Annotated in this window: 18 protein-coding genes and 2 pseudogenes; 7 read left to right on the top strand and 13 right to left on the bottom strand. The window is 71.0% G+C overall.

The window, feature by feature from the left end; all coding sequences use genetic code 11:
* Nucleotides 1-8: 8 nt before the first annotated feature.
* Nucleotides 9-809 carry a carbon-nitrogen family hydrolase gene (locus N8I87_RS20900; protein WP_263210716.1) on the bottom strand — a complete coding sequence of 267 codons (801 nt, stop codon included), beginning with the start codon at nt 807-809 and terminating at the stop codon, nt 9-11.
* A gap of 215 nt (nt 810-1,024) precedes the next feature.
* Between N8I87_RS20900 and N8I87_RS20895 the strand changes: the two genes are divergently transcribed.
* Together N8I87_RS20895 and N8I87_RS20890 are read left to right on the top strand one after the other, a co-directional pair.
* Nucleotides 1,025-1,849: a maleylpyruvate isomerase family mycothiol-dependent enzyme gene (locus tag N8I87_RS20895; protein ID WP_263210714.1), complete on the top strand. Its 825-nt coding sequence runs from the start codon at nt 1,025-1,027 to the stop codon at nt 1,847-1,849.
* 565 nt (nt 1,850-2,414) lie between these two features.
* Nucleotides 2,415-3,206 carry an SAM-dependent methyltransferase gene (locus tag N8I87_RS20890; protein ID WP_263210712.1) on the top strand — a complete coding sequence of 264 codons (792 nt, stop codon included), beginning with the start codon at nt 2,415-2,417 and terminating at the stop codon, nt 3,204-3,206.
* Nucleotide 3,207: 1 nt separating this feature from the next.
* Here the strand turns inward: N8I87_RS20890 and N8I87_RS20885 are convergent, their stop codons facing one another.
* Nucleotides 3,208-4,533, bottom strand: coding sequence for an MFS transporter (locus tag N8I87_RS20885; RefSeq protein ID WP_263210711.1), 1,326 nt, complete (start codon nt 4,531-4,533; stop codon nt 3,208-3,210).
* Nucleotides 4,530-5,180 carry a GntR family transcriptional regulator gene (locus N8I87_RS20880; protein ID WP_263210710.1) on the bottom strand — a complete coding sequence of 217 codons (651 nt, stop codon included), beginning with the start codon at nt 5,178-5,180 and terminating at the stop codon, nt 4,530-4,532. The genes N8I87_RS20885 and N8I87_RS20880 overlap by 4 nt, the downstream gene beginning before the upstream one ends.
* Before the next feature lie 189 nt (nt 5,181-5,369).
* Between N8I87_RS20880 and N8I87_RS20875 the strand changes: the two genes are divergently transcribed.
* Nucleotides 5,370-6,272 (top strand): D-alanyl-D-alanine carboxypeptidase family protein, encoded by a 903-nt coding sequence (locus N8I87_RS20875; RefSeq protein WP_263210708.1) that lies wholly within the window; start codon nt 5,370-5,372, stop codon nt 6,270-6,272.
* 77 nt (nt 6,273-6,349) lie between these two features.
* Here N8I87_RS20875 and N8I87_RS20870 read toward each other — a convergent pair whose 3' ends face one another.
* From N8I87_RS20870 to pdhA, 3 genes are read right to left on the bottom strand one after another with little or no spacing between them, the layout of a single operon-like run.
* Nucleotides 6,350-7,750, bottom strand: coding sequence for a dihydrolipoamide acetyltransferase family protein (locus N8I87_RS20870; protein ID WP_263210707.1), 1,401 nt, complete (start codon nt 7,748-7,750; stop codon nt 6,350-6,352).
* 10 nt (nt 7,751-7,760) lie between these two features.
* Nucleotides 7,761-8,738 (bottom strand): alpha-ketoacid dehydrogenase subunit beta, encoded by a 978-nt coding sequence (locus N8I87_RS20865; protein ID WP_263210706.1) that lies wholly within the window; start codon nt 8,736-8,738, stop codon nt 7,761-7,763.
* 1 nt (nt 8,739) lies between these two features.
* Entirely contained in the window at nt 8,740-9,930 is a 1,191-nt protein-coding gene (pdhA, locus tag N8I87_RS20860) for a pyruvate dehydrogenase (acetyl-transferring) E1 component subunit alpha (protein ID WP_263210705.1), read from the bottom strand.
* A 492-nt stretch (nt 9,931-10,422) separates the two neighbouring features.
* On the opposite strand from pdhA, the gene N8I87_RS20855 reads away from it, so the two are divergent.
* Nucleotides 10,423-11,466 (top strand): phosphotransferase, encoded by a 1,044-nt coding sequence (locus N8I87_RS20855; RefSeq protein ID WP_263210703.1) that lies wholly within the window; start codon nt 10,423-10,425, stop codon nt 11,464-11,466.
* A 92-nt stretch (nt 11,467-11,558) separates the two neighbouring features.
* Here N8I87_RS20855 and N8I87_RS20850 read toward each other — a convergent pair whose 3' ends face one another.
* Nucleotides 11,559-13,112 carry a protein kinase domain-containing protein gene (locus N8I87_RS20850; RefSeq protein WP_263210701.1) on the bottom strand — a complete coding sequence of 518 codons (1,554 nt, stop codon included), beginning with the start codon at nt 13,110-13,112 and terminating at the stop codon, nt 11,559-11,561.
* Nucleotides 13,113-13,456: 344 nt separating this feature from the next.
* On the opposite strand from N8I87_RS20850, the gene N8I87_RS20845 reads away from it, so the two are divergent.
* Nucleotides 13,457-15,097: a protein kinase domain-containing protein gene (locus tag N8I87_RS20845; protein WP_263210700.1), complete on the top strand. Its 1,641-nt coding sequence runs from the start codon at nt 13,457-13,459 to the stop codon at nt 15,095-15,097.
* A gap of 114 nt (nt 15,098-15,211) precedes the next feature.
* Here N8I87_RS20845 and N8I87_RS20840 read toward each other — a convergent pair whose 3' ends face one another.
* A complete protein-coding gene (locus tag N8I87_RS20840; RefSeq protein WP_263210699.1) occupies nt 15,212-15,748 on the bottom strand; it encodes a bacterial proteasome activator family protein in 537 nt (178 codons plus the stop codon).
* Nucleotides 15,749-15,911: 163 nt separating this feature from the next.
* Between N8I87_RS20840 and N8I87_RS20835 the strand changes: the two genes are divergently transcribed.
* On the top strand, nt 15,912-16,487 hold the full coding sequence (locus N8I87_RS20835) for a hypothetical protein (protein WP_263210697.1): 576 nt from the start codon (nt 15,912-15,914) through the stop codon (nt 16,485-16,487).
* A 64-nt stretch (nt 16,488-16,551) separates the two neighbouring features.
* On the opposite strand, the gene N8I87_RS20830 is transcribed toward N8I87_RS20835, so the two are convergent.
* Nucleotides 16,552-17,532: an NAD(P)H-quinone oxidoreductase gene (locus tag N8I87_RS20830; RefSeq protein ID WP_263210696.1), complete on the bottom strand. Its 981-nt coding sequence runs from the start codon at nt 17,530-17,532 to the stop codon at nt 16,552-16,554.
* A 47-nt stretch (nt 17,533-17,579) separates the two neighbouring features.
* A pseudogene (locus N8I87_RS20825) lies at nt 17,580-17,927 on the bottom strand (Ion channel protein); the annotation flags it as partial.
* 482 nt (nt 17,928-18,409) lie between these two features.
* Here N8I87_RS20825 and N8I87_RS20820 point away from each other — a divergent pair.
* Complete coding sequence (locus tag N8I87_RS20820; protein WP_263210694.1) at nt 18,410-19,840, top strand: hypothetical protein; 1,431 nt, start codon at nt 18,410-18,412, stop codon at nt 19,838-19,840.
* A gap of 248 nt (nt 19,841-20,088) precedes the next feature.
* On the opposite strand, the pseudogene N8I87_RS20815 reads toward N8I87_RS20820, so the two are convergent.
* The 3 genes and pseudogenes from N8I87_RS20815 to N8I87_RS20805 form a co-directional block, all read right to left on the bottom strand.
* A pseudogene (locus N8I87_RS20815) lies at nt 20,089-20,499 on the bottom strand (potassium channel family protein); the annotation flags it as partial.
* Nucleotides 20,496-21,869 carry a molybdopterin molybdotransferase MoeA gene (locus N8I87_RS20810; protein WP_263210693.1) on the bottom strand — a complete coding sequence of 458 codons (1,374 nt, stop codon included), beginning with the start codon at nt 21,867-21,869 and terminating at the stop codon, nt 20,496-20,498. The pseudogene N8I87_RS20815 and the gene N8I87_RS20810, both read right to left, overlap by 4 nt.
* The gene (locus N8I87_RS20805; RefSeq protein WP_411577260.1) at nt 21,866-22,840 is read right to left on the bottom strand and encodes an NTP transferase domain-containing protein; all 975 of its coding nucleotides are present in this window, start codon (nt 22,838-22,840) and stop codon (nt 21,866-21,868) included. Before N8I87_RS20805 ends, N8I87_RS20810 begins: the two co-directional genes overlap by 4 nt.
* Nucleotides 22,841-22,855 lie beyond the last annotated feature (15 nt).

Raw genomic sequence — 22,855 nt, 5'->3', positions numbered from 1 at the left:
GCCGCCGCCTAGAGGCCGCGGCGCGGCGGTGCCAGTCCCAGGACGCGGTCCTTCAGCGCCGGGAACTGCTCCCGGATCGTCGCCACCCTTCCGGGGTCGAACTCCACGGTGAGCACCTGCTCCCCGGCTCCCGCCTCCGCCACCACGTCGCCCCAGGGATCGACAACGATCGAGTGACCCGCCTGCGGAACCCGCCCGTTGGTCCCGGACGTTCCACAGGCAAGCACGAACGCCTGGTTCTCGACCGCCCGCGCCTTGGCCAGCAGCGTCCAGTGCGCACGCCGGCGCTCGGGCCAGCCCGCCGGGATCACCAGTGTCTCGGCACCGGCGTCGACCAGTCCGCGGAAGAGCTCGGGGAAACGGAGGTCGTAACAGGTCGCCACGCCAAGGGTGGTCCCGGGCAGACGCACCGTCACCAGATCCTGCCCCGCGCCCATCAGGACGGCCTCGCCCTTGTCGAAGCCGAAGCGGTGGATCTTGCGGTAGGCCGCGACCAGATCACCTGAGGGGGAGAAGACCAGGGACGTGTTGTAGAGGGGGCCGTCGGGGTCGCGCTCCGGGATCGAGCCCGCGTGCAGCCAGACACCCGCCTCGCTCGCGGCCTTCGCCATGACTTCGTACGTCGCGCCTTCGAGCGGCTCGGCCTCGCGGCCGAACTCCTCGTACGCGAAGGCACCCGTCGTCCACAGCTCGGGCAGCACGACGAGATCGGAATCGGCCTGGTCCCGTACCAGCGCGGCCACCCGCCGCCTACGGAATTCGACTGATTCGCCCTCATCTACGGCGATCTGGATCAGCGAGGCGCGCACACTACCACCGTCCTGGCATTCGAGCCGTCCACACGGGCCTACGATCGTCACACGAAAGCACTGCCGGGGTGCCTCACAGCAGCGTAACTTGGGGGTCCCCCCTGTTCGAGCAAAGCCGATAGCTTGGGGGAGTTCCAAGACACCCGCCGACAGGCACGTCCCTGGCAACCGCCGCCCAACCTGCCCGTGTACCGACCGCCGAGGGGTCCCGTTCCGTGAGTCTGCATCCCACCCTCCAGCCCTACGCCGACGCCTGGACCCACTCCATCGACGCGATATCCGAGCTGGTGCAGCCGCTTGTCGAGGGCGAGTGGAACCGGCGGACACCGTGCCCCGGATGGTCGGTCCGCGACATCGTCTCCCATGTCATCGGCATGGACTGTGAACTGCTCGGCGACCCGCGCCCCATCCACGCACTCCCGCGCGACCTGTTCCATGTGACGAACGAACACCAGCGGTACATGGAGATGCAGGTCGACGTCCGCCGCCATCACACGGCCCCGGAGATGACCTCCGAGCTGGAGTACACGATCATCCGCCGCAACCGCCAGCTGCGGAACGAGTCCCGCGAACCCGGCCACAAGGTGCGCGGCCCGCTCGGCACCGAGATCACGCTCGAGGAGGCCATGCGCAACCGCGCGTTCGACGTGTGGGTCCACGAGCAGGATCTGCGCACGGCCCTGGGGCAGCCGGGCAACCTCGACTCCCCGGGCGCGCACATCACCCGTGACGTGCTGCTCGACGAGCTGCCGCGCATCGTCGCCGACAGGGCGAACGCCCCGCGCAGTTCGGCGATCGTCTTCGACGTGTACGGGCCCGTGGAGTTCCTGCGCACCATCCGCGTCGACATCCAGGGCCGCGGCACCCTGGAGACGGCCCCCGCCCTCGGTCCCGCCGCCTCCTTCACCCTGGACTGGGAGACCTATGTCCGGCTGGCCTGCGGCCGCCTGACGCCGGAGGCCGCGGGCGAGCGGGTGAAGACGGAGGGCGACCCGGAACTGACGGCGGCGGTCCTGCGGAACTTCACGGTCACGCAGTAGGGCCGTCCGCGCGGTCACGCGACAGGGCCGCCTGCGCGGTCATTCGGTCCGGCCGTCCACATGGTTGCGCGGAGGGCCGCTTGCCCGGTCATTCGGCAGGGCCGATGGGCGCGGTCATTTGGGCAGCGCCGTCCGCACGGTGACTTCGCAAGGCCGACTGCGGTCACGTGGCAAGGCCGCCTGCGCGGTCGGCAGCGCCGTCCGCGCGGTCACCGGCGGCGCCGTCCGCGCGGCCCCATGGCGAGGCCACTACGCGGTCATTCGGCAAGGCCGACCGCAAGGTCACGCGGCAGTACCGTCCGCACGGTCACATGGCAAGGCCGCCTGCGCGGTCATTCGGCAGCGCCGTCCGCGCGGTCACCGGCGGCGCCGTCCGCGCGGCCCCATGGCGAGGCCACTACGCGGTCATTCGGCAAGGCCGACCGCAAGGTCACGCGGCAGTACCGTCCGCAAGGCCGCCTGCGCGGTCATTCGGCAGCGCCGTCCGCGCGGTCGGCCAGTACGGCCGTCCGTGGTCGGGTAATTCGGTGTCGCCGGTCCGTTGCCGGTAACTAGCGTGCCCGCCATGACGGACACAGTGGCCACGCCCCGGACCGACGACCGACCGCCCCGGCTGACCCGGCTGACCTTCCACGGCCCGCTCTCCGAGGCCCGCGCGGCCGCGCTGGTCGGCCGTCTCGCGCGGCAGCGGCCCGGCAGCGTGCTCGACGTCGGCTGCGGCTGGGGCGAGTTGATGCTCCGTGTCCTGGACGCCGTACCGGACGCCCGAGGGGCCGGGATCGATGTGCGCGGCGAGGATCTGGAGCGGGGCCGGCACAACGCCGGGGCGCGGGGGCTCGCGGACCGGGTGGAGTTCGTCGAGGAGTCCGCCGAGGGGACCGAGCGCGGGCCCGCCGACCTGGTGCTGTGCCTCGGGGCCAGTCACGCCCTGAGCGCGGCCGAGCCCCCCGGGCACACCCTGGAAGCCCTGCGCGAGCTGCGGCGGCTGGTCGCGGACGGCGGACGCGTGGTGCTCGGCGAGGGCTTCTGGGAGCGGCCGCCGGCGCCGGCCGAGCTGGCGGACATGTGGCCCGGGGCCGAGGCGGGCCAGCACTACGACCTGGCCCGGCTCGTCGAGCTCGCGGTGGAGGCCGGGTTCCGGTGCGAGTGGTTGGAGACCGCGAGCCTGGACGAGTGGGAGGAGTTCGAGTCGGCGTACCAGGCGGACACCGAGGTGTGGCTCGCCGCGCATCCGGACCATCCCCGGGCGGCAGAGACGCGCGCGGACCTCGACCGGCACCGGGCCCAGTGGCTCACGTACCGAGGCATCCTGGGCATCGTGTACCTCACCCTCGTACCGGTCGCCGCGGCCGGCTGACTCACGCGGGGACGTGCACCGTCTCCACCCGGCTGGCGACCAGCCGTTCCCGCTCCCGGCGCGCCGCGCGCCCGCGCAGCCGCAGGATCTGGCTCACGCCCAGCGCCTGCAGGACGAACACCGCCGAGAAGGCCACGCCGTAGTTGCCGCCGGTGGCGTCCAACAGGACGCCGATCGCGAACAGGGTCGTCATCGAGGCTACGAAACCACCCATGTTGGTGATCCCGGACGCGGTGCCCTGTCGCTCGGGCGGGTTGGCGGGGCGGGCGAAGTCGAAGCCGATCATCGACGCGGGACCGCACGCGCCCAGCACCGAGCACAGCACGACGAGGAGCCACATCGGCGCCCGGTCGGCCGGGTAGAGCAGGGTCGCCGCCCAGACGACGGCGGTCGCCGCGACCGTGCCCAGGGCCAGCGGCAGCCGCGCCGCGTGGTGCCGGGCCACGATCTGGCCGTAGACCAGGCCGACCACCATGTTCGACAGGACCACCAGGGTCAGCAGTCCGCCCGCCGTGGCGCGGCTGAGGCCCTGGGCCTCGACCAGGAACGGAAGGCCCCACAGCAAGAGGAACACCATCGCCGGGAACTGCGTGGTGAAGTGCACCCACAGGCCCAGGCGGGTGCCCGGCTCCCGCCAGGACGCGGCGATCTGCCGGCGTACGTAGGCCGCGCCCCGGTGCGGGAAGGGCTCGGGCTCGTGGCCCTCGGGGTGGTCCTTCAGGAAGAGCAGGACGAGAACGAGGACGACCGCGCCCGCCAGCGCGCTGCCCGCGAACGCCGGGGTCCAGCCGATGCCGTGCAGCAGCCGGGCCAGCAGCAGCGTGGAGACCAGGTTGCCCGCCATGCCGACCAGTCCCGCGAGCTGCGCGACCAGTGGTCCGCGCCGCACCGGGAACCAGCGGGTGCCCAGGCGCAGCACGCTGATGAACGTCATCGCGTCACCGCAGCCGAGCAGCGCGCGCGAGGCGAGGGCCGTGCCGTACGACGGTGAGAAGGCGAAGCCGAGCTGTCCCGCGGTGAACAGTACGGCCCCGATGCTCAGCACCTTCTTGGTGCCCAGCCGGTCGACGAGCAGGCCCACCGGTATCTGCATGCCGGCGTAGACCAGGAGCTGGAGGATCGAGAACGTGGACAGGGCCGAGGCGTTGACGTGGAAGCGGTCGGCCGCGTCCAGGCCGGCGACCCCGAGGGACGTCCGGAAAATGACGGCGACGAAGTAGACCGAGACGCCGATGCCCCAGACGGCGACGGCGCGGCGGCCGCCGAGGGTCCCCCCGGGCTTTTCGGGCACTGGGGGAGGGTCACCCGGACGGGTGGTGTTGTTCATCGGACCTCACCCCGAGCGAGGTGGGAGAACCAGCTCACGTGCCGGTGCACGACCCCGACGGCCTCCTCCGCGTCCCCGGAGCGCAGCGCGTCGAGGATCTCCTCGTGCTCCGTGAGCGTCTTGGCGATCCGGTCGGGGTGGGAGTGCATGACGGCGACGCCCATGCGCAGCTGGCGGTCGCGGAGCTGGTCGTAGAGGCGGGAGAGGATCTCGTTGCCGCCGCTGCGCACGATCTCGGCGTGGAAACAGCGGTCGGTGACCGCGGCCGCGGCCAGGTCACCGGCGGCGGCCTGCTCCTTCTGCCGGACGAGCAGCTCCTCCAGACGCCCGATCAGTCCGGCCGGTGCGGGAACGGCCTTGCGGGCCGCGTGCTCCTCCACCAGCAGTCGAGTCTCCACGACGTCCGCGATCTCCTGCGCGGAGACGGGCAGCACCAGGGCGCCCTTCTTCGGGTAGAGCTTGATGAGTCCTTCCACCTCGAGCCGCAGCAGCGCCTCGCGCACCGGTGTGCGGGAGACACCGACGGCCTCGGCCAGCTCGCCCTCGGTGAGCAGCGTGCCGCCCTCGTAACGGCGGTCCAGGACACTCTGCTTGACATGGCTGTAGACGCGGTCGGCGGCGGGGGGCTGCTTGACGGCGAGACTCATGCCCACAGGATAGATACAACGCGTACGCATGGGGGTGGCGGTCCATGATGCGGACGGGCGGGAAATTTTCCTCAGGAACAACACAACCTTCTGTGCTAATTACGTGTCACACACGTGCGGCCCCACTCCCCCTTGCCACCGCAACTCGGCCGCACCGCAGGGGCATTCGACACAATTCGGGGTATTGACTTGATTACCGGCATTAAGGGCATCCGCCTCCGCAGAGCCGTAGCCGTCGCCGTCACGTCCGGCGCGGTGCTCGCGACCGGGGCCCTCACCGCGGCACCGGCGCTGGCCGTAACGACGCCGACCATCACCGCCAAGGGCGGGTACCTGATGAACAGCGCGACGGGCGCGACCCTCTTCAACAAAGCCGCTGACACGAAGCGGCTCACCGCCTCCACCACGAAGATCATGACGGCCAAGGTCGTGCTCTCGCAGTCGAACCTGAACCTCGACACCAAGGTCACGATCAAGAAGGCGGTCAGCGACTACATGGTCGCCAAGGGCTACCCCTCGTCGGCCCACCTGATCGTCGGCGACAAGGTCACCGTCCGTCAGCTGCTGTACGGGATGATGCTGCCGTCCGGCTGCGACGCCGCGATGGCCCTCGCCGACAAGTTCGGCACCGGCACGACGGTAGCGGCCCGCACCAAGAGCTTCATCGGCAAGATGAACACCATGGCCAAGAACCTGGGCATGACGAATACGCACTTCGACTCGTTCGACGGCCTGAGCAACGGCTCCAACTACTCGACGCCGCGCGACCTGACGAAGCTCGCCCGCAGCGCGATGAAGAGCTCCACGTTCAAGGCCGTCGTGAAGACCAAGTCGTACACGGCCAAGACGATCGCCAGCTCCGGCTACACCCGCACGATGGCGCCCTGGACCAACACCAACACGCTGCTCGGCTGGAACGGCACGCTCGGTATCAAGACCGGCTCCGGCACCGAGGCCAAGTACTGCCTCGTCTTCGCCGCCACCCTCAACGGGGAGTCGGTGATGGGCACCGTCATGACCGCCCCCTCTGCGGCCGACCGCACGTCCGACGTGAAGAAGCTGATCAACTACGGCTACACCAGGATCAACTGAGGCCTGCTGACGCCCGCGTTCAGTGAAAGGGGGCTGCCACTCGACAGTGGCAGCCCCCTTTCGCTACCGCCTGTGGCTCACGCCCAGGTGATCAGCCGCTTCGGCTGTTCCAGGATCGCCGCCACATCGGCCAGGACCTTGGAGCCCAACTCGCCGTCCACCAGACGGTGGTCGAAGCTCAGCGCCAGGGTAGTGACCTGGCGCGGCTTCACCTTGCCCTTGTGGACCCACGGCTGGAGCTTGATCGCGCCGACCGCGAGGATCGCGGACTCGCCCGAGTTCAGGATCGGCGTGCCGGTGTCGACGCCGAAGACGCCGACGTTGGTGATCGTCACCGTGCCGCCCTGCATGGCGGCGGGGGACGTCTTGCCCTCCTTCGCCGTCGACACCAGCTCGCCGAGGGCCTCCGCGAGCTGCGGAAGCGTCTTGGCGTGCGCGTCCTTGATGTTCGGGACGATCAGGCCACGCGGGGTGGCGGCGGCGATGCCCAGGTTGACGTAGTGCTTGAGCACGATCTCCTGGTTCGCCTCGTCCCAGGACGCGTTGATGTCCGGGTGGCGCCTGACGGCGACCAGCAGGGCCTTGGCGACCAGCAGCAGCGGGTTGATCCGCACGCCCTGCATCTCCTTGTCCTGCTTCAGCTCCTCGACGAGCCGCATCGTGCGCGTCACGTCCACCGTCACGAACTCCGTGACGTGCGGCGCCGTGAACGCCGAGCCGACCATGGCCTGGGCGGTCGCCTTGCGGACGCCCTTGACCGGAACACGGGTCTCACGCGCGCCGTCGTACGTCACGGCCGGCGCCGGAGGCGTCACGGCGGCGGGTGCCGCCACCACGGGCTCGGCGACCGCGGGCGCGACCGCCGTGACCACCGAGGCCGCCGTGTGCACGTCCTCGCGCGTGATGATGCCGTCGGGGCCCGACGGGACCACCGTGGCCAGGTCGACGCCGAGGTCCTTGGCCAGCTTGCGCACCGGGGGCTTGGCCAGCGGGCGCGGCTGGGCGGCGGCTGGAGCGGGGCCGTGGCCGTGGCCGTTCAGCTCGGTCTGGACCGGCTGCGCTGCCGCCGGGGCCGCGGCCTGGGTGCCCTTGCGCGGGCGGCGCTTGGTCGAGGAGGCGGCGACGCCGTAGCCGACCAGCACCGGCTGGCGGCCCTGCGGCTGCTCCTGTTCGGGCTGCTCGGCGGGAGCCGGTGCGGGCGCCTCGGCGGGAGCCCCGCCCGCGACGTCCACCGCGATGATCGCCGTGCCCACGTCCACCGTGGTGCCCTCGGGGAAGTGCAGCTCGCGGACCACGCCGTCATAGGGGATGGGGAGTTCGACGGCCGCCTTCGCGGTCTCGACCTCGCACACCACCTGGCCGTCGGTCACCTTGTCGCCCGGCTGCACGTACCACTTGAGGATCTCGGCCTCGGTGAGTCCCTCGCCCACGTCGGGCATCTTGAACTCGCGTACGGACGCTTCCGTCATCGTCGTCACGACCCTTTCCTCAGTACGCCAGGGCACGGTCGACGGCGTCGAGCACCCGGTCCAGGTCCGGAAGATACGACTCCTCCAGGCGCGCCGGCGGATACGGGGCGTGGTAGCCGCCCACCCGGAGCACCGGGGCCTCCAGGTGGTAGAAGCAGCGCTCCGTGATCCGGGCGGCGATCTCCGCGCCCGAGCCGAAGAACACCGGCGCCTCGTGGACCACGACCAGACGGCGGGTCTTCTCGACCGAGGCCTGGACGGTGTCGAAGTCGAGCGGCGAGACCGAGCGCAGGTCCACGACCTCCAGGGACTTGCCCTCCTCGGCGGCCGCGTCGGCGGCCTCCTGGCAGAGCTTCACCATCGGGCCGTAGGCGACGAGGGTCAGGTCGGTGCCCTCGCGGGCGACGCGGGCCTTGTGCAGCGGGCCCGGGATGGCCTCGGTGTTGACCTCGGCCTTGTCCCAGTAGCGCCGCTTGGGCTCGAAGTAGATCACCGGGTCGTCGCTCTGGATGGCCTGCTGCATCATCCAGTAGGCGTCCGACGCGTTGGAGGGGCTGACGATCTTCAGTCCCGCCACGTGCGCGAACAGGGCCTCGGGGGACTCGGAGTGGTGCTCGACCGCGCCGATGCCACCGCCGTAGGGGATGCGGATGACGACCGGCATCTTGACCTTGCCCAGGGAGCGGGCGTGCATCTTCGCGAGCTGGGTGACGATCTGGTCGTACGCCGGGAAGACGAAGCCGTCGAACTGGATCTCCACCACCGGGCGGTAGCCGCGCAGGGCCAGACCGATCGCGGTGCCGACGATGCCGGACTCGGCGAGCGGCGTGTCGATGACCCGGCTCTCGCCGAAGTCCTTCTGCAGGCCGTCCGTCACGCGGAAGACTCCACCGAGCTTGCCGACGTCCTCACCCATGACGAGGACCTTGGGGTCGGACTCCAGAGCCTTGCGCAGGGATTCGGTGATCGCCTTGGCGAGCGCCATCTTCTCGGCCATGTCAGTTGCCCCCCTCTGCGTCCGCGAACGACGCCTGGTAGGCGGCGAACTGGGCTCGCTCCTCGTCGACGAGCGCGTGCCCGTCCGCGTACACGTTCTCGAACATGGCGAAGTCGTCCGGGTCCGGCATGGAGCGGACCACTTCGCGTACTCGTTTGCCCAACGCTTCGCTCTCCGCTTCGAGTTCCGCGAAGAATCCGTCGTCCGCGTGGTTTGCGGACTCCAGGAACCGGCGAAGGCGCAGGATCGGGTCCTTCGCCTCCCAGGAGGCCCGCTCGTCGTCGTGGCGGTAGCGGGTGGGGTCGTCCGAGGTGGTGTGCGCGCCCATGCGGTACGTGTACGCCTCGATCAGCGTCGGGCCCTCACCGGCGCGGGCGCGCTCCAGCGCCCACTGGGTGGCCGCGAGGCAGGCCAGCACGTCGTTGCCGTCGACCCGCACGCCCGGGAAGCCGAAGCCCTGCGCCCGCTGGTAGAGCGGCACCCGGGTCTGCTTCTCGGTCGGCTCGGAGATGGCCCACTGGTTGTTCTGGCAGAAGAACACGACGGGGGCGTTGTAGACCGCGGCGAAGTTGAAGGCCTCGGACACGTCGCCCTGGCTGGAGGCGCCGTCGCCGAAGTAGGCGATGACCGCGGAGTCCGCGCCGTCCTTGGTGATGCCCATCGCGTAGCCAGTGGCGTGCAGCGCCTGGGAGCCGATGACGATCGTGTAGAGGTGGAAGTTGTTGCTGTTCGGGTCCCAGCCGCCGTGGTTCACACCGCGGAACATGCCGAGCAGGTTGGTCGGGTCGACCCCGCGGCACCAGGCCACGCCGTGCTCGCGGTAGGTCGGGAAGACGTAGTCGTCGTCGCGCAGGGCCCGGCCGGAACCGATCTGGGCCGCCTCCTGGCCGAGCAGCGAGGCCCACAGGCCCAGCTCGCCCTGGCGCTGCAGGGAGGTCGCCTCGGCGTCGAAGCGGCGGGTGAGGACCATGTCGCGGTACAGGCCGCGCAGCTCGTCCGGGGTGATGCCGGCGACGTATCCGTCGTACTCGGCGTTCTTGACCCGCTTGCCCTCCGGCGTCAGCAGCTGCACGAGCTCGGGATCGGAGCTCTTCCTCGCAGCGCTGCGGGTGGTGCGCTTGGTGCCGGTGGTGCCGGCCTTGCCTGCGGTGCTGCGTCGCGGCTTGCTCGCGGCACTGCTGTCCACGGTCACGTGTGCTCCTCCGTCGATCCGGCCCCCGGGGTTGCCGGTGAGCTGGGGGTCCCCCTTGCCCTTTTGAGCTCGGGGGAGCGGCTCACCTGTTCCGAAACCCGTGCACGGGGTGGGTGCCGCTCGGCCGGGAACAGGCGTGACAGGTGCCCCGGCGAGCGCCCTGCAAACGTCACGTTACCCAGTGCTTCACATTTCTGTGAAACCCCTCCTGACCTGCGATTTTGCTTGGATTTCCAAGTAAATTCGGCACGGACGGGAAGGTCGCTGGTCACAGCCTTGCAGGAGGCCGGAGCAACGGCACGTTATCCCGCACACCCCGGCCACGGGAAGAGTTGACGTCCGAAAGCGACCTGGCACAGAAATAAGGCTGTATGGGCTTATTTCACGCAAACGGCAGAGTCGACGTCGCTTCGAGCACTGACCGTGAACGAAAGCGACTACCTGTGACAAGCCCCAGCTCACCGGCCGCGCGGGTGCCCTAACATCTGGCGCGTGCCGCGCTCATGTGTACCACCCCCAGTACCCCTCGCGCCCCCTCTGGGCGCCCTGCTCCGTCTGTACGCCGCCGGTTCCGCCCTCGCCTGCGAGCCCGTCGAGCAGGGGCTGCTCAACCGTGGCTACCGGCTGTGCACCACCCGCGGCCGCTACTTCCTCAAGCACCACTTCGACCCCGACACCGCCGATCCGGCCGCCATCGAGCGCCGGCACCGCGCCACCCAGCGCCTGGCCGACCTGGGCGTCCCCGTCGCCCCGCCGCTGCCCGGCCGTGACGGGCGCACCGTCGCCGTCGTCGGCGGCCACGCCTACGCCCTGCACCCCTGGATCGACGGCAGGCACCGCCACGGCGGCCAGCTCACGCCCGGGCAGTGCGTGCGGCTCGGGGCGCTGTTGGGAGCCGTGCACGCCGCTCTGGAGCGGGTCATGCCGCCGAAGGGGCGCACGCGCCCGGCCACCGGTCCGCACCCCGTGAAGAGCGCCGACCCCGCCGACACCTTCGCCCTCATCGACGAACTGCTCGCCCACGTGAGCCGGCACCGCCCGGCCGACGCCTTCGACGAACTGGCCCGGCACCGGCTGCTCGAACGCCGCGCGCTCCTCGAACAGCACGCGGACCGGCGCCCCCCGCGCGGCGGCCCGGTGGGCTGGGTGCACGGCGACTTCCACCCCTTCAACCTGCTCTACAAGGGTGACGCGCCCGCCGCGATCGTCGACTGGGACCGGCTCGGTGTGCAGCCCCGCGCGGAGGAGGCCGTACGGGCCGCCGCGATCTTCTTCGTACGGCCCGCCGGCGCGCTCGACCTGCCGAAGGTGCGGGAGTACGCGCGCGCGTACCGGCGCGCCGCCGGAGCCACGCCGTCGGAGCTGGCGGCGGCCGTGCACCGCGTGTGGTGGGAGCGGCTCAACGACTTCTGGATGCTGCGCTGGCACTACGAGCGCGGCGACACCCGCGCGGACCCCCAGTTCCCGGCCGCGTCGGCGCTCGCGGTGTGGTGGACGCGGGAGTACGACGCCGTGTGCGACGCGTTCGTGGAATGAGCCCGCGAGCAGCACGCGCGCATGAGGCATCGATGGGCTCTCACGCGCGCGAGACGGTCGTCTCAGGGGGCGGGCGTCTCAGCCGGTGCCCTTCAGAGCCCGCCCGTGCCGGCCGGGTCGCCCGTCGGGCCCGTCGCCGGGTCCGAGGACTGCGGCTGCGACGGGGTCCCCGGCTCCGTCGGCTCGTCCGTGGGCGTCGGCTCCGTCGGCTCGTCGGTCGGTGCGCTGCTCGGGGTCTCGGACGGGGTGTACGACGGGGTGTACGAGGGCGTGTAGTCGGAACCGGTGCCCGGGTCCGTGGTGTCGTCCGTGGACTCGTCCGTGGGCTCGTCCGTCGCCTCGTCGGTCGGGCTCTGGGTGGCCTTCTCGTGCTTCGAGGTCTGCGAGGTGGTGGGCGACTGCGTGGTGCCGCCGCCACCGGTGCTGTCGCCGGTGTTCTTCAGCGCCAGCGCCACCCCCGCCGCGATGGCGATCACCGCGAGGACGGCGAGGATCCACAGCTTGCCGCGGCCGCTGCCCTTGTTGCCGTACCCCTCGAAGCCGCCGTCGTCGCCGCTGCCGTACCCGGCGGGCAGGATCGGCTGCGGGATCTGGGTGGTGCCTGAGGCGTGCGCCGGGTGCGGCATGGCGGTCGTGCCGGCGAAGCCTCCGGCCGGGGTGTGCCGGCCCTCGTGCATCGTCACCGGCCCGGTGTTCCAGGTGCCGGTGTGGCCGCCCTGGTCGTACAGCATCTGAAGGCCGTACTGGACCAGGCCGCGCATCTCCTCGGCCGTCTGGAAGCGGTCGTCCGGCTCCTTGGCGAGCGAGCGCATGACCAGGCCGTCGAGCTCCGGCGGAACGGACGCGGAGGCCTCGGACGGAGGCGTGGGGATGTCCTGGACGTGCTGGTAGACCACCGACAGCGGCGTCTCGCCCGTGAACGGGGGCCGCAGCGCGAGCAGTTCGTACAGCAGGCAGCCCACCGCGTACAGGTCGGAGCGGTGGTCGACGGCCTTGCCGAGCGCCTGCTCCGGCGACAGGTACTGGGGCGTGCCCATGACCATGCCGGTCTGCGTCATCGTCGTGGACGCGCCGTGCAGCGCGCGGGCGATGCCGAAGTCCATGACCTTGACGGCACCGTTGGTGGTGATGATGACGTTGGCGGGCTTGATGTCACGGTGCACGATGCCGTGCTGGTGCGAGTAGGCCAGCGCCTCCAGGACGCCGGAGACGATGATCAGGGCCTGCTCGGGGCCCGGCGCCTCGGCGTTGATCAGCAGATCGCGGATGGTGCGGCCCTCGACCAGCTCCATCACGATGTACGGCACCGACTGGCCGCCCACGAAGTCCTCGCCGGAGTCGTACACGGCGACGATCGCGTGGTGGTTGAGGCCGGCCACCGACTGGGCCTCACGCGTGAAGCGGGCCTTGGAGGTCGGATCCTCGGCGAGGTCGGCGCGCAGCAGCTTGACCGCGACCGTGCGCCCGAGGCGCACGTCCTCGGCCGCGAACACCTCGGCCATGCCGCCCCGGCCGAGCCGATGGGTCAGCCGGTACCGGCCGTCGCCGACGAGCCCTCCGTTGCCCCACATCTCCGGCGCGTCTGACATGCCGCCGCCGGACGCCTCGGGGTCGGACGGGCCCTGGGCGCGCTGCGTCTGTGCCATCAGTCCTCGCCGTCGTTTCTGCCCGCGGTGCGCGCGGTGTTGTTACGGTCTCCGTCGGCCACGCTACAGCCTCCGCGCAAGCCGCCGGTCCGCGTTGGGTACAGGGACCGGCCCATGACCGGCCGGTCATCAAACCCGTAGCACGCGCTGTCGTGCAAATTCTGTGTACTGGGCGTACAGCCGCTGTAACGCTTCCGCGACGCTTCTTTCGCGTACGGTCACGGAACGGGCACCGCGCTTGACGTGTCGGTGCCCTGGGGCAGACTTGGCCGGGAATGACACTTTCGATCAACGACAACCGGCCAACGACGGCGCCTGAGAGCCTAGTGGGGGACAGGGTAAAGATGAGCCAGGACGGCGCACACGGCCGGTATGCGGGGCGGGCGCTCGCCGGCGGCCGCTACCAGCTGCGCGACTTGCTCGGCGAGGGCGGCATGGCCTCGGTGCACCTGGCGTACGACGCGGTGCTCGACCGCCAGGTCGCGATCAAGACACTCCACACCGAGCTGGGCCGTGAACAGGCCTTCCGCGAGCGGTTCCGCCGCGAGGCCCAGGCCGTGGCGAAGCTCACGCACACCAATATCGTCTCCGTCTTCGACACCGGCGAGGACGACCTGGACGGGATGACCACTCCGTACATCGTCATGGAGTACATCGAGGGCCGCCCGCTGGGCTCGGTCCTCGACGAGGACGTCCACCGGCAGGGCGCCATGCCCGTCGACAAGGCGCTGAAGATCACCGCCGACGTGCTGGCGGCGCTGGAGATCAGCCACGAGATGGGGCTGGTCCACCGCGACATCAAGCCCGGCAACGTGATGATGACCAAGCGCGGCGTCGTCAAGGTGATGGACTTCGGCATCGCCCGCGCCATGCAGTCCGGTGTCACCTCCATGACGCAGACCGGCATGGTCGTCGGCACCCCGCAGTACCTCTCGCCCGAGCAGGCCCTCGGCCGGGGCGTGGACGCCCGCTCCGACCTCTACTCGGTCGGCATCATGCTGTTCCAGCTGGTCACCGGGCGACTGCCGTTCGACGCGGACTCCCCGTTGGCCATCGCCTACGCGCATGTGCAGGAGGAGCCGGTGGCTCCTTCGTCGATCAACCGCGCGCTGCCGCCGGCCGTGGACGCACTGGTCGCCCGCGCGCTGAAGAAGAACCCCAACGAGCGTTTCCCGTCCGCCGAGTCCATGCGCGGCGAGTGCCTGCGCGTCGCCGCCTCCGTCCAGGCGACCCCGCCGAGCATCGTGCCGGGCACGCCCGCACAGAGCGGCGCCGGCGTCGGCTCCGCGGTGTTCCCGCCGGTCGACCAGGCGACCCCGGCGCCCACCGGTCCCGTACAGACGCCGTACCAGCCGGCCCCGGCCCCGAACCCGTACGGCGCCCCGACGCCCTCCCCGGCCTACGGCTACCCGCAGCAGGGCGGCTACCAGACGCCTGCCCCGGTCGGGTACGGGCAGCAGGCCCCGTCGACCCCGCCGCCCTACACCATCTCGCCCCAGACCTCGGTCCAGTCCTCCGGCGGCTCCAAGGGCAACAAGCCGGTGATCATCGGCTCGATCGCGGTGTCCCTGGTCGCGGTCGTCGGCCTGATCGTGGCGCTGGTCCTGAACAACGGCAGCGACGACAACACCGGGGGCGGGGGCGGCCGCAGCAGCGCGAGCGCGTCCTCCTCGGCGTCCCACGCGGCGGGCTACCGCGGGCCGGACACATCGCGGACGATCGAGACCACCGAGTGCACGGAGCCGCAGGAGTCGTACAACGACCCCAAGAAGATCCAGCTCCCCGACTTCCGCTTCAAGTACATCAAGTCGGTCAAGGCCTGCGCACAGGCCGCGGGCTGGACCGTGAAGACGGTGCCGGTCGACGAGAACACATACGGCGAGGGCACGGTCATCAACCAGCTCCCCGCCCCCGACTCGGACGTCGGCCCGAAGAACGTCGAGATCCAGGTCTACGTCTCCACGGGCAACCCGCCGACGGGCTGAGCGCATGAGCTCGATGAGCACAGGAGAGAGGGCCCGGCATTCTTTGCCGGGCCCTCTTGTGTACGGGCTGGTTGCCGGGCCCTCGCGGGCAGGGGCTGCAGGGGGGGTACGGGCTTACAGGTACGGGCCGCCCGTACGGCCGCCCGCGCGGGGGTCGTCGCCGTCGTGGCTCGCGCCCGGCGGGAGGGCGCGGCGCATCTGCTCCAGCTGGGCCCTGGCGGCCATCTGCTGGGCGAACAGCGTCGTCTGGATCCCGTGGAAGAGCCCCTCCAGCCAGCCGACCAGCTGAGCCTGCGCGATGCGCAGCTCGGCGTCGCTCGGCGTCACATCGTCCATGAACGGCAGCGAGATCCGCTCCAGCTCCTCCACGAGTTCCGGGGCGAGCCCGTCCTCCAGCTCCTTCACCGAGCTGCGGTGGATCTCCTTGAGCCGGGCCCGGCTCGCCTCGTCCAGGGGAGCGGCGCGCACCTCCTCCAGCAGCTGCTTGATCATGCTGCCGATCCGCATGACCTTGGCGGGCTGCTCCACCTGATCCGTCACCGGCGTCTCGCGGGAGTCCTGGTCTCCTGTGCCACCGAGCGCCAGCCCGTCCTGGCCCAGGACCAGGATCTGGGGATTCTCCGGCGACCTTTCGTTCCTCGGCATCTCCATGCCGCCATTCTCTCGCACGCGTACACCTCACCACCGAGGTGCCCCCCGTGGGGCCTGATCCACCGTTTAGACCCGTCGGCGGAACCCGGAATGCCGGGATGCTTCGTAAATGTGAGGCTTATTTCTGTCGATCTTGGCGACTGGGTTCCAGGAGGTCACCGCTGTGACTCCATGGCTGCGTTTCACGCTCCGCGCTGCGGGGCTGCCGTTCGTCCTCGGTGCGGTGGCCGTTCCGTGCGGCGCCATGCCCTCGTACGGCGCCGAGGCCTCACCCCCGGGCTCCCCCGCCACCGCCGCCTCCGGGTCCGCGTCCGCCTCGGCCGCCGGCTCCGGCCCCACCGCCTCCGGCTCCGCCTCCGCTTCGGCCATGGCCTCGCCCGAGCCGTCCCGGGCCGGGAGCCGGGCCGGTGAGGGGCGCGAGCGGCCGGGGCGGCCTCAGGAGCCCGACGCGGAGGTCGAGGGCGACGAGACCGAGTCCCAGGAGGAAGCGGACGATCCCGGCGAGGACGGTGACGCCAGCGCCCTCGCGACCCCGAGCACGGCGTCCTCCGCATCGCCCCAGGAGGCCGGGCTGGTCCCCTCCGCACCCCCGGCGCCCCCCGCGGGGCAGACCGGCGCCCACGGGGGTGAGTCCACCGCCGAGCCCGTCCTGCAGATCCTGCCGCTGGGCAGCGGCCTGGTCCTCATCGGGCTGGGGCTGGGCCTGGCGTTCGTCGCCCTGCGGGTACGCAGGGGCTGAGGCCCACCCGGCCGACCGCACCGGGGCCAGGGCCGGGCATGAGCCTCCACCACGTCACCGGGCGTTACGGCGCGACCAGCAGGACCTTGCCGACGTGGCCGCTGGCCTCCACCACCCGGTGGGCCTCGGCGGCCTCGGACATCGGCAGCTCGCGGTCGACGACCGGGCGGATGTGACCGGCGTCGATCAGGGGCCACACATGCTCGCGCACGGCCGCGACGATGGCCGCCTTCTCGGCGAGCGGGCGGGCGCGCAGCGAGGTGGCGCTGACGGCGGCCCGCTTGTTCAGGAGCGCGCCGATGTTCAGCTCGCCCTTGGCGCCGCCCTGCAGGCCGATGATCGCGAGGCGGCCGTTGACGGCGAGGGCGCGGACATTGCGGTCCAGATACTTGGCGCCCATGTTGTCCAGGATGACGTCGGCGCCCGCGCCGTCCGTGGCCCGCTCCATCTCGGCGACGAAGTCCTGCTCCCGGTAGTTGATCAGGATGTCGGCACCCAGCTCGGCGCAGCGCTCGAGCTTCTCCTTGGTACCGGCCGTGACCGCGACCCTCGCCCCGACCGCCTTGGCGAGCTGGATGGCCATCGTGCCGATGCCGCTGGAGCCGCCGTGCACGAGCAGCGTCTCACCGGGGCGCAGATGGGCGACCATGAAGACGTTCGACCAGACCGTGCAGACCACCTCGGGCAGCGCGGCGGCCTGCGTGAGGTCGAGGCCCTTGGGGACCGGCAGCAGCTGCCCGACCGGGACGACGACCTTCTCGGCATAGCCGCCGCCCGAGAGCAGCGCGCACACCTCGTCGCCGACGGCCCAGCCGGAGGCCCCGGGACCGAGCGCGGCGATCCTGCCGGAGCACTCGAGGCCGGGGTAGGGGGACGCGCCGGCAGGCGGGTTGTAGAAGCCCTGCCGCTGCAGGATGTCGGCCCGGTTGACGGCGCCGGCCGCCACCTCGACCAGCACCTCGCCCTCGCCGGGCACCGGATCGGGGACCTCGTCCCACACCAGCGCCTCGGGCCCACCAGGTTCGGGAATCGTGATCGCATGCATGACGGCGACGCTACCCCGCACCGCGGCGACCCTCGGGTGAGGCCCGCTCAGTCCCGTGGCAACGGCCGCAGGTCCGGGGTGACCTGCGCACCCGGTGTCGCCCGGACGATCGTGATCAGACGGTCCGTCAACTGGAGGGTGCCGATGGACGGATCGTCGTAGCCGAGCACGCGGTGGCCGCGTACGACGCTCACCACCAGGTCGTCCGTGTCCCGGGGGCCCCGGCCCGCCTCGGCCTTGACCACCGGGCGTTCGACGAGGTCGAGGCCGCTGCCCTGCTGGATCAGATCCTCCATGACCATGCCGGCGGCGGGGCTGAGCACGGACAGGCCGAGCAGCCGGCCGGCCGCGCTGGCGCTGGTGATGACGGCGTCGGCGCCCGACTGCTTGAGCATGCCCGTACCAGCTCCCTAGTCGCGCGCGATCAACCAGCGCACGCCCAAGGCTGACCAACCCGACGCGCGCCAGACACGCCCTTGACCGTACCCATCCCCACACGATCGAGGCGAGGCGCGGACTCAAGGTGAGGGTTCGGGGCAGACGCTGGCGAGCATTGCAGTGCATCGCCCCACCCAGCGCTGCCCCACGACCGGCACATACAGGGATCACTTCCGCAGGGGACTTCTCAGACTCCGGTTCAGTGAAGGCTCATGTCCGATCGGGTGATGCATAGAGAAATGAGCGCAGCCGCAACAACAGCGGTACGTAGCGTGGGCACGTCATTATGCGGGGCGAGCTTGTCAGCCCCACTGGATTCAGCGCGAGAACCATTAATGGGATTCACGCGTGACAGCGCTGCCGAAGCGCGAAAGAAGGTCGACGCATGAGGACGTTTTTCGGGATGAGCCGGTGGCGGAGAAAACCGGGGAATTCCCCGATGTCACGGACTGCTTTGACGGTGGGACTGTCGATCGTGACAGCGGCCGCGCTGGGGCTGGGAAGCGCCGAGTCCGCGTCGGCCGCGTCGGCATCCCGTCAGCCGGTCAACTGCCCGGCGAGTCAGTTCGTGAACCAGTACGCCACTGCCGACAATGTCTCGGCCGCATTCGCGAACAGCGGAAACACCAGCACCTACAGTTTCGACTCACTCACGGACGAAAACCCCGTCGGCGGTGTTCCGGGGCTGATCGGCTACTGCGTCTATCCAGGAAGCTCCCAGCCCACCAACGTCACGGCACAAGCGGTGGGAGCCAACGGCGCGGCATGGTCCGCAACCACGAACGCCAACCGTTTCGCGTTCTCGCGCCCGGACGGCAACCCGAGCAACATCCCGCTCGACGGGACGGCCACCACGGTGGGCACCGCGACCTTCCCCGGAGCGGCTCCGACCAGTCAGACCATCCTGCTCCACATCAACGACCCCGCAGTGTGCGAGGCCCTCTACGGCGGCGGCAGCAACAAGCCCGGTCACCACGGCGGCGACTGGCCGCTGAAGCCGGGGACGCACAAGTACCCGGAAAAGCCCGGCAAACCAGAGAAGAAGAAGACGTGCTACGTCAAGCCCACGCCTCCCTCAACCGCCTGTGACTTCGGCGGCCGAGCCCCCGGCACGGTGTACTCCGCCATCCCCACGAACTTCCCCGCCTGCGAGGGGCCGCCCAGCCTCGGCTACGAAGCGACCGGAACCAGCGAGTTTGGCGATGAAGTAGGACTCAGCCAGACGGGCAATCTCAGCTCGCTGAGAGTGGACTTCCAGAGCTTCGCGTGCAGTGTCAGCGGGCACTGGTTCTCAGGCGACTGCGTGACAACACCGGGAGCGACCTTCACCCACCCGATCACGGCGAACATCTACGCCGTGGACAACTCCGGCCCCGTTCCTGCACCGGGTGCACTCCTCGCCACGGTGACCCAGACCCAGACGATTCCCTACCGGCCTTCGGCTGACCCAGCGTGTACGGGCACAGACGCGGGCAAGTGGTTGAACCCCTCCACCAACCAGTGCGTCAACTCCATCTCGGCCCCGCTGACGTTCAGCTTCCCCGCCGGGACGGCACTGCCCAGTCAGGTCATCTGGACAGTCGCGTTCAACACGACGCACTACGGCGCCAACCCGATCGGTGAGGGCGCGCCCTGCTTCTCGACCTCACAGGGTTGCCCGTACGACTCACTCAACGTCGGAGCGGAGACCTACCCCGGCTCGCCCTACGTCGGCACGGACGTCGACCCGAACGGCGCCTTCCTCAATTCCGTCATCCCCAGCACCTACTGCGACGGCGGAGCCGGCGGTACCGGCACCCTCCGCCTGGACACGGCACCGACGGACTGCTGGGCCGACTTCAAGCCGCTGGGGGAGGTTCGCATCGCATAAGTAAAGACACCGAATCTTCCTGACGCTGGCAACGCATTTGCCGCAGCGTTCGTAACTTGAGGGAAACCCGGCAGTGCCGTCCCCGCTGAGACAACGAGACCTGGCACCGAGTCTCTGTCATCTCAGGGGGACGGCATTTTCTGCGTTTCACATTCCGGGCGTGCAACAGGCCTCTAGCTCGATCACAGCCCCGTCAGCAGCCGTTCTCCGTGTCGTGACTCAGTGGCACATCCAGCAAAACGTTGACTCCAGCGATTCAGGCGCCATTCCTCACGGGTGCGCTCGGTGAGCACCTCCAGTGTGGTGCCGACCAGAATGATCAGGAACAGCACCCGCAGGGGTGTGATGACGAAGATGTTGGTGAGCCGGGCACCGTCGCCGACCGGTGTGATGTCGCCGTATCCGGTGGTGGAGAGGGTGACCGTCGCGTAGTAGAACGCGTCGAGCAGATCGACGGACCCGTCGGAGTTGTCGCTGTAGCCGTCGCGGTCGGCATAGACGATCAACGCGGTCGCGACCAGCACCAGCAGGGCCATCACCAGTCGTTCGGCGACCTGGCGGATCGGGCGCTCCACCACTTTCTTCGGGAGTTTCACCTGATGGGTCACCAGTTGCTCACCCGCCTGGCGGGCTATGGCGTCATGACCCGGAAGTTTCACGTGAAACACACCCCGATTCCGGCGCTGGCCCAGGGCAGGTCGAGGAGTTCCGTCTCCTGCCCCTGCCCGGCGCCACCGGGTGGTACGACCGCGAGCGCGTCGGCGGCGGCGATGCCGCGCAGCATCGCCGGGCCGTTGTAGTGCACCGGCGCGGCACCGTCGCCGCGCAGCACCACGGGGATGAGCCGGGTGTCGTAAGGATGCCCGTGCACCGTCTCCCGCAGCGGCAGCGTGTAGGGCTCGGGGGCCGGGTGGGCGGCGAGGGTCCGCAGCAGGGGTTCGGCGAGCGTGAGCAGGCCGGAGATGGCCGCGAGGGGGTTTCCGGGCAGGCCGACGAGGTGCTGGTTCTCCTTGGTGCGGGCCAGCAGCATGGGGTGGCCGGGGCGCACCTTGACGCCGTCGACGAGCAGTTCGGCGCCGATGCGTCGCAGGGTGGGATGGACGTGGTCGACGGGGCCGGACGCGGTGCCGCCGGTGGTGAGAATGAGATCGGCGTCGGACGAGGCGATGGCCTTGTGCAGGGCCTCGGCGTCGTCGCCGATCCGGCGTACCGAGGTGACGTCGGCGCCGAGCGCGCGCAGCCAGGACGGCAGCATCGGGCCGAGCGCGTCACGGATGAGCCCCTCGCGCGGGAGCCCTTCGGTGAGCAACTCGTCGCCCAGGACGAGCACTTCGGCACGGGGGCGGGGGATCACGGTGACGATGTCGTATCCGGCGGCCGCGGCGAGGCCCAGCACGGCGGGGGTGACGAGGGTGCCGACGGGCAGCAACTGGTCGCCGCTGCGGCACTCCTGGCCACGGGGACGGATGTCCTGGCCGTGGCCCACCTCCCGGGTGGGGTGCAGGCGGCCCTTGGCGTCGATGCGGCCGTGCTCGCTGCGCAGGACGGCCGTGGTGTCGGGCGGGACACGGGCGCCGGTCGCGATCCCCACCGCCTCCCCGTCCGTCAGCGGCTCCGGCTGCGCGTGCCCGGCCAGGACGTCCTTCTCCCGTACGGCCCACGGGCCGGGGCCGGCGACCGCCCAGCCGTCCATCGCGGACGTGTCGAAGGAGGGGAGGTCGGTGAGCGCGTCGAGCGGGGCGGCCAGGACCAGGCCGAGGGCGTCGCCGAGCGGCACGGAGACCGGGGCGCGGCGCACGCCGGAGCGGGCGGCACGGGCGGCGGTCTCACGGGCCTTGGGCCAGGGGGTGGCCCGGTGGTGAGCGTCGTCCGAGGCGCGCCCGGCGTCGGAGGCGGGCGCGGGTACGTGGCCGCCCGGGGCGGGACCGCGGTCTTCCTTGGGTTCCCTCACGAGGGCGAGCGCCTCCTCGACGTCGAGGTCGTCGGTGTCCTCGGTGTGCGCGCCGGCCCGGCTGCCGTGGGCGGTCATCCGGCGTCCGGGCCCGGGGCGGGCTGCGGGGAGCCGTTGTCTTCCTCCCAGCGCAGCGCCAGTGCCGTCGCCTTGCGGGCGGCCTCTGCGACCGCCTCGGGGCCGCCCTTGCCCCGCGCGGCCGCGTAGCCGACGAGGAAGGTGGTCAGCGGGGCGGCGGGGCGGGCCACTCCATGGGCGGCGTCGCGCGCGAGGTCGAGCAGGACGCCGGTGTCGACGTCCAGGTCGATGCCCAGTTCGTCCTTGACTGCGGAGATCCATTCATCCAACACGTGCCCATGCTCCCTGATGCGTGCTCTGGCGGTGGCGATGTCGTCCCAGGTGTCGCAGTCGAAGGACGCGAGCGGGTCCGGGACGCGGGTGAGGTCGAGCGAGCCGGTCAGCCGGCGCAGGGGCAGCCCGGCGAGTCCGCCGTGCCGGTCCGCGAGCACCGCGAGCTCCCGGCGCAGGGCGGCCGTGCGGTACGCGGCGACGAGCGGCTGGTCGCGGCCGTCCGCGTCGACGAGCAGCGCCCCCTCGGCGCCGCCGGTGCGCAGGGCCGTCACCAGCCGGCGCACCGTGTCCTCTTCGAGGAAGGGGAGGTCGGCGGAGAACACCACGGTGAACTCGGCGGGGACATCCTGGCTCGCGGTCCGCCGGAGGCCGGCGTCGAGTGCGGCGACCGGTCCGCCGCCGGGCGGCTCCTCGCGGGCCCACCGCACCGGCCGGGCGGTCGGCCGCGGTTCGGCCACGACGACGGTCGCGCGCGCTCCGGCGCAGGCCGCGAGCACCCGGTCGAGCAGCGGGCGCCCGCCGACCCGCACCGCCGGCTTGTCCACCCCGCCGAGGCGCCGGGCGGCACCACCGGCGAGCACGACGGCGTCGTAGGGTGCATCGGCGTACGACACGGCGTCGCGGGGCACGTCGGCGTATGCGGGCGCGCCGTCGTACGGCACGTCGCGGCCGGGGGAGGCGGGCTCGGAGGCGGTCACCCTCCGAGTATGCGT

This window comes from Streptomyces sp. HUAS 15-9, assembly GCF_025642155.1.
Lineage (GTDB): Bacteria > Actinomycetota > Actinomycetes > Streptomycetales > Streptomycetaceae > Streptomyces.
This window is presented reverse-complemented; position numbering and strand designations above follow the sequence as displayed.

Excerpts from the sequence above, each read along its gene's own strand:
- N8I87_RS20890 (WP_263210712.1), top strand. The coding sequence starts at position 2,415 with ATGACGGACACAGTGGCCACGCCCCGGACCGACGACCGACCGCCCCGG.
- N8I87_RS20885 (WP_263210711.1), bottom strand. The coding sequence starts at position 4,533 with ATGAACAACACCACCCGTCCGGGTGACCCTCCCCCAGTGCCCGAAAAG.
- N8I87_RS20880 (WP_263210710.1), bottom strand. The coding sequence starts at position 5,180 with ATGAGTCTCGCCGTCAAGCAGCCCCCCGCCGCCGACCGCGTCTACAGC.
- N8I87_RS20865 (WP_263210706.1), bottom strand. The coding sequence starts at position 8,738 with ATGGCCGAGAAGATGGCGCTCGCCAAGGCGATCACCGAATCCCTGCGC.
- N8I87_RS20850 (WP_263210701.1), bottom strand. The coding sequence starts at position 13,112 with ATGGCACAGACGCAGCGCGCCCAGGGCCCGTCCGACCCCGAGGCGTCC.
- N8I87_RS20845 (WP_263210700.1), top strand. The coding sequence starts at position 13,457 with ATGAGCCAGGACGGCGCACACGGCCGGTATGCGGGGCGGGCGCTCGCC.
- N8I87_RS20840 (WP_263210699.1), bottom strand. The coding sequence starts at position 15,748 with ATGGAGATGCCGAGGAACGAAAGGTCGCCGGAGAATCCCCAGATCCTG.
- N8I87_RS20830 (WP_263210696.1), bottom strand. The coding sequence starts at position 17,532 with ATGCATGCGATCACGATTCCCGAACCTGGTGGGCCCGAGGCGCTGGTG.
- N8I87_RS20820 (WP_263210694.1), top strand. The coding sequence starts at position 18,410 with ATGTCACGGACTGCTTTGACGGTGGGACTGTCGATCGTGACAGCGGCC.
- N8I87_RS20810 (WP_263210693.1), bottom strand. The coding sequence starts at position 21,869 with ATGACCGCCCACGGCAGCCGGGCCGGCGCGCACACCGAGGACACCGAC.